Genomic DNA, 4,090 nt, shown 5'->3' with positions numbered 1-4,090 from the left:
TGACTTAAATCGAAGAATCCATTCTGCTCTAAAGCTATTGCAACAACAAATAGCAAAAGTTCGATCCTTCTTTCAACTCCCAGATACTCGATATGCCGCTTTTCAAGAGTCCACTGCATAATGCATGTCTGGATATCAATTGGGAAGACTATACAACCTCTCTCCCGGAGTTTTGGTGTTTTAGTGACCGAATTGAAGCGTCTTCTTCTCATTAAACTCAGGAGATTGCATGATCCGTATACTGCATAAAGCCCATGCCCAGCCAGCGCGTGCCGATATGGCTGTATCCGAGTTGCCCGCTTTGCTCGCCGCCGACCACGACCACCGCGCCATGCTCTGGGTGGATTTATTCGGCGATGCTCCGACCCCCGGCAACCACGGCGAATCCAGCGTCGATCCCGCTATCAACCATCTACTGCGCGAGGTATTCGCCTTCGACCCGCTGGCAGTGGACGACGCCTTGAGCGAAACCCATGTGCCCAAAGTGGACGACTGGGCGCACTATCTTTACATCGTGCTGCATGCGGTTGTATTCAAATCGGATATTGCTCAAATTGACACCCGTGAACTGGACGTGTTTTTAGGACACAAGTTGTTAGTGACCTATCACTTTGAACCAATCCCGGCGCTGGAGCTAGTGTGGAAACAGGCGCAGCGGGATGATCGTTACTGGAAGCGTGGCGCTGATTACCTGCTCTATGAACTATACGACCGAATCGCCACCGACTACATGCCTTGCCTGGACGAGATCGAGGAGGTCACGGACCAGATTCAGGACGCAATATTCGATGCGCCAGCACCTGAACAGGTCACTCGTATTCTGCATGTCAAGCGCGCTGTCCTTCGCTTGCGCCGCATCCTTAGCCCCCAGCGCGAAGTGGTCAACAAGCTAGCCCGCGATTCCTACGGCATGGTGGATTCAAAAAACCGTGTTTACTTCCGTGATGTCTACGACCATTTTGTGCGGCTGGCAGATCTGAACGAGTCGGTACGCGACCTGGTGACCGGCGCTCTGGACAGTTACCTGTCAGTCATAGCCAATCGTACTAACGAAGTGATGAAGGTGCTGACCGTCGTTACTACGCTGTTCATGCCACTCACCTTTATCACCGGTTTTTTTGGAATGAACTTCTTTGGCGCGGCGCTGGATGTAACACAAGCGCCGCTGGGTTGGACCCTGCTGGGGTTGGCACTGCTGGGTATGGTGGCGACGCCACTGGCGATGTTTGGTTACATGCGACAGCGACGGTGGCTGTAAACGGCGGTCAGCGACTAAACCTTGATCGGCGTGACGATCATCTGGATTTCCCGCAGGTGCAGACGGCGCTGCATGGCGATGGCGGTGTGATTATGCAGCCAGGAAATCAGCCAGCTTTCGTTGTCGAAAATCAACTTGCTGCCTAGACATACACTGTTGGGATAGTCGGCGGTGACCTGGATGACCAGTTGTTCCAGCTTCGCCTCTACATCGGTGCCATACGCCGCGTAGGACGTAGCCGCCAAGCCTTGGCTGTGGCAGTAATGGACGTAATAGCGCAGCGAATTCTCGATCTGGTATTGCAACGAGCGCAGTGCGCCCCTGCCGCCGTAGCTTTCGGCGTCCACTTCACCGACGCTGACGAAGATGAAATTCTTGAAATGGCCGGTAAATACTTCGTTCAGCCATTTGAGCGCATACATACCCAAGCCGCGATTTTTGCCGACCAGAAAAATGACGGTCGGTTGTTCAAAGTTTAGCAGCGGTTCGGGCAAATCCTCGCCCCAGGTCGGACGCGGCGCGTAGAGGGCGTCAATGGTGCGTAATTGCTGACGAACCTGTTCATAGTGACGCTTGATTAACACGCACAATCCAATGATCAGTCCGGTGATCAGGAGGGTCAGCCAACCGCCCTCGGCAAATTTTTCCACCACGGTCACTACCAGGATGCCGCCGGTGACGCAGAATCCGAGCAGTGCCAGCAGCAGCCGCGATTTCCAGTTGTCCTCGTCGTAACGGCTTTCCCACCAGTGCTTACACAGACCGAGCAGCGACAGCGAGAAGGTGATGAACACGTTGATACTGTACAGCACCACCAGGACCGACACATCGCCCTGAGTCCATAGCAGTATTCCGATGGCGCCCAGCCCCATCAGAAAGATGCCATTCTGAGTGACCAGCCGACCGGACAGATTGCGGAATTGGCGCGGCACCCAGGAATCCACCGCCATATTCGCCAGCACCGTCGGGCCACCAAGAAAGCCGGTATTGGCGGCGATGAACAGCAGTCCCGCTTCCAGCAGCAGCACCACCGCCAGCAAACCGTGACTAATCACCGGGTCCAGTTGCCAACTATTGATAATGGCACCGAAAGTGACCGCGTTCAGGGTCTGATGAGCGACAGGCTGCGCATTCCAGAGCAGGTACAGCAAGATGACGCCGCCGGCAGTGAAGCTCAGCGAGCCCGCCATATACAGCATGGTGTAGGTACCAGTCCGCACCCGTGGTTCGCTCAGCATATTGACGTTGTTGGAGACCGCTTCCAGCCCCGTATAAGTGCCGCCACCCAGTGAATAGGCGCGCAGGAACAGCGAGACCGCGAATGCCCAGCCCATCTGCTCGGTCAGTTGTTGCGTCTCATGGAGGGTATCCGGGATCAGCCGTGGCAGTCCGTCAGCATGGGCGATGATGCCGTAAAGAATCAGGAAGACATGGGTCAGGAAGAAGCCAAGAAAGATCGGTAGCAGCACCTTGATCGATTCTTTCATTCCACGCAGGTTGAGTACGATCAAGATGACACCCAACGCTATTTCGGTCATGAGCTTGTAGGGTTGGGCTTCGGGTGGCAGCAGGCTGAACAGGCCGTCCACTCCAGCGGCAATAGAGATGGCGATAGTGAGGACGTAATCCACCAGCAAGGCCGATCCGGACACCAGCCCCGCGTTGGAACCCAACAACTGAGTTGCGACCTTGTAACCGCCGCCGCCGCTCGGAAACAGCTCGATCACCTGGTTGTAGGCCAAGGCGATGATAAATACGGTCAGGAAGGTAGCGACAGCCAGATACAGGCCAAAGTGGGCATGCTGACCCAGCGCCAGGAAGGCTTCTTCAGGGCCGTAGCAGGCAGAGGACAGACCATCGGCACCCAAGCCGATCCAGGCGAGGAAGGCAACCAGCGCAAGGTGCTGGCGGGTTTCGGAGTTAAGCGGGTCGTGGGGTTTGCCAACGACCGCTTCCCTGAGTTTGTCAACGAACGGCATGATGGTTTCTCGTCGTTTTTACCCCGTTCACTATACCCCACAATCCATTAGGGAGGCGTCCGGGAAAAAATGCACCACCTGCTGACTCGTTATCCAGGCAAGTGCCTGGCCTGGTCTGCCGCAGCCAAACTAAATGACAAGCCGCTGATCCATCCCTGCGGATCGAGCGGCTTGGTAGGGCAGGGTTATTGCGCGTTCTCGCAGTGGCCTGCGTCACAGAGAAGTGGTGCGCATTCGGCGCACTGCTGCCAGCCATTCGTGAGCCAGCCGCTGTCGCTCCTGCCGGGGACGGGACTGGGCCGTTGCAGCAAAATATGCCCGCATCGCTTCGAGCGCAGCCCGGGTTTGTTCCTGGGGCGCAATGTCGCAAGAGGTCTGGATCATCATGGCTCACCTTTCAAATTATGAAATCAGGGAAGGGTTCGATTGAACCTCGCCGGTTATTTACGAGAACTCAGGCTTCGGTTTTGCCTGAGTTCGCCAGGAAGTCACGAATAAAACGCCGTACTTCCCGCGAAGCCGTGGTGTCCATGTCCTGGCAGGCTTCGATGAAGGCATCGCGTAGCTTCGCTTCGATCCGAACGACCAGCTTTATTTCCTTATCCTGGTCGGACTTCTGTTTTTTCCCTTTGCCCATACATTCAATCTCCGTTTACATCGTGTATACGTCAATTATACATAGTCTACATTTTGTTGTTTGTCAAATCTGGCATAGCGCACCATCCCCTATCCGATTCAAACTTGAAGCACGTGAACGAAAAAGTGCCGGCAGAGGCTGGTTTCAGGCCACGAAAATAACAGTTTGAAGCCCGTTGCTACGGCATTGATCGAAAACAGGTAGGTGGCAAGGCGA

Annotated in this window: 4 protein-coding genes; 1 reads left to right on the top strand and 3 read right to left on the bottom strand. The window is 55.1% G+C overall.

Going from position 1 to position 4,090, the window contains the following annotated elements; all coding sequences use genetic code 11:
• Positions 1-229 precede the first annotated feature (229 nt).
• Complete coding sequence (gene corA / locus BN874_RS09690; protein ID WP_051497667.1) at positions 230-1,258, top strand: magnesium/cobalt transporter CorA; 1,029 nt, start codon at positions 230-232, stop codon at positions 1,256-1,258.
• Between the two features lie 14 nt (positions 1,259-1,272).
• On the opposite strand, the gene BN874_RS09685 is transcribed toward corA, so the two are convergent.
• From BN874_RS09685 to BN874_RS09680, 3 genes are all read right to left on the bottom strand, one after another.
• A complete protein-coding gene (locus tag BN874_RS09685) occupies positions 1,273-3,237 on the bottom strand; it encodes an APC family permease (protein WP_034432588.1) in 1,965 nt (654 codons plus the stop codon).
• A 213-nt stretch (positions 3,238-3,450) separates the two neighbouring features.
• Entirely contained in the window at positions 3,451-3,624 is a 174-nt protein-coding gene (locus tag BN874_RS24440; RefSeq protein ID WP_195912157.1) for a hypothetical protein, read from the bottom strand.
• A 67-nt stretch (positions 3,625-3,691) separates the two neighbouring features.
• A complete protein-coding gene (locus BN874_RS09680; protein ID WP_034432585.1) occupies positions 3,692-3,874 on the bottom strand; it encodes a hypothetical protein in 183 nt (60 codons plus the stop codon).
• Positions 3,875-4,090: the final 216 nt, after the last annotated feature.

Source organism: Candidatus Contendobacter odensis Run_B_J11 (assembly GCF_000531125.1).
Lineage (GTDB): Bacteria > Pseudomonadota > Gammaproteobacteria > Competibacterales > Competibacteraceae > Contendibacter > Contendibacter odensensis.
The sequence above is the reverse complement of the archived record's forward strand: the minus strand, read 5'-3'. Positions and strand labels throughout refer to the sequence as shown.

Excerpts from the sequence above, each read along its gene's own strand:
- BN874_RS24440 (WP_195912157.1), bottom strand. The coding sequence starts at position 3,624 with ATGATGATCCAGACCTCTTGCGACATTGCGCCCCAGGAACAAACCCGG.
- BN874_RS09680 (WP_034432585.1), bottom strand. The coding sequence starts at position 3,874 with ATGGGCAAAGGGAAAAAACAGAAGTCCGACCAGGATAAGGAAATAAAG.
- BN874_RS09685 (WP_034432588.1), bottom strand. The coding sequence starts at position 3,237 with ATGCCGTTCGTTGACAAACTCAGGGAAGCGGTCGTTGGCAAACCCCAC.
- corA (WP_051497667.1), top strand. The coding sequence starts at position 230 with ATGATCCGTATACTGCATAAAGCCCATGCCCAGCCAGCGCGTGCCGAT.